The sequence below is a fragment of the uncultured Algibacter sp. genome, from assembly GCF_947487605.1.
Classification (GTDB): Bacteria; Bacteroidota; Bacteroidia; order Flavobacteriales; family Flavobacteriaceae; genus Algibacter_D.
Genome location: NZ_CANKXK010000044.1, coordinates 1 through 1,198 on the forward strand (window position 1 = coordinate 1; position 1,198 = coordinate 1,198).

Here is a 1,198-nt window from a genome sequence, read left to right on the forward strand (position 1 = left end):
TTTTTTTGTGATATTCATTTAGGAGCTCATCGTTTGACCAATTATAAAATAGTGAGCCAAATACGCTGTGAACTGTCTACTATTTTAAATATAGAGCAGGTTGAAAAAACATTATTTAGTCATTGGTTTACCTACATAAAAGATCAGGCATGTATTTTTACTGATGCTACCTGCTACGAGAGCGAGGTTCGTTTTCCAACAAATCAAAAGTTACTTTGGGAGTCGGTTCATTGGAGTTATCATCAAATGAAAATAATTTGTAAAACATTAAAGTTAAAATTACCACGCACAAAATATTTAAAATGGAAAAGGCGCTATGCCAGTTATAGTAAAGTGCGAAGAAAGACCAATAAAAGGCGTAGACCACTGACCAGAGCATTATTACACTTACTCAAAAAACTAAACAAGTCCTTAGACCATTTAGAAAAGCAAAATAGTTTTGAGATGCCTTCTGGTTATTATAAAAGAAGAGCAACGATTAAAAAAATAAGCAAACAGCAAGAACGTCTATTTACCAAACAAGAAAAGCCAAAGAACAGAATCGTAAGTATCGACAAGAATTATCTTCGCCCTATAGTAAGAGGAAAAGAAATTAAAGCGGTAGAATTTGGTGCAAAAGTGAATAAACTCCAAATAGACGGAATCAATTTTATTCAGCGTATCAGTTTTGATAATTTTAATGAGGGCACTCAATTTAAAAACACGATTTATAAAGCACAAGGACTTACAAAAATGAAAGTAAAAATGGTAGGAGCAGATGCCATTTATGCCACTAATAAGAATAGAGTCTTTGTTACTTCTAATAAAATACAAACCGACTTTAAGCCTAAAGGGAAACCATCAAAACACAGAAAACAACAACTACAATTAGCCAAAATGATTACCAAAGAAAGGGCTACCCGATTAGAAGGAAGCTTTGGCAAAGAAAAAGAACATTATCATTTAAAGAAGATCAAAGCCAAAACTAAGAAAACTGAAATACTTTGGATTTTCTTTGGCATCCATACAGCCAATGCTCTGGAGGTTGGTAGGCGAATGCAAAAGCAAACTACAGAAAAAGCAGCCTAAAAATTTAACTAAAAACAAATCTAATGGATATCTACGTCTTGTTTGTAAATAGCCATTGAAATCAAAACAAAAAACGACCAAAAATCAAAAAACTCAGCTCGTTTTTGTAAAACTTTGCTGAGTTTTTTTA

Annotated in this window: 1 protein-coding gene; it reads left to right on the forward strand. The window is 32.6% G+C overall.

What is annotated here, in order from left to right:
- The coding region (locus Q0739_RS14840) for a transposase (RefSeq protein WP_366140819.1) at positions 1 to 1,068 on the forward strand (1,068 nt) is incomplete at its 5' end.
- Positions 1,069 to 1,198: the final 130 nt, after the last annotated feature.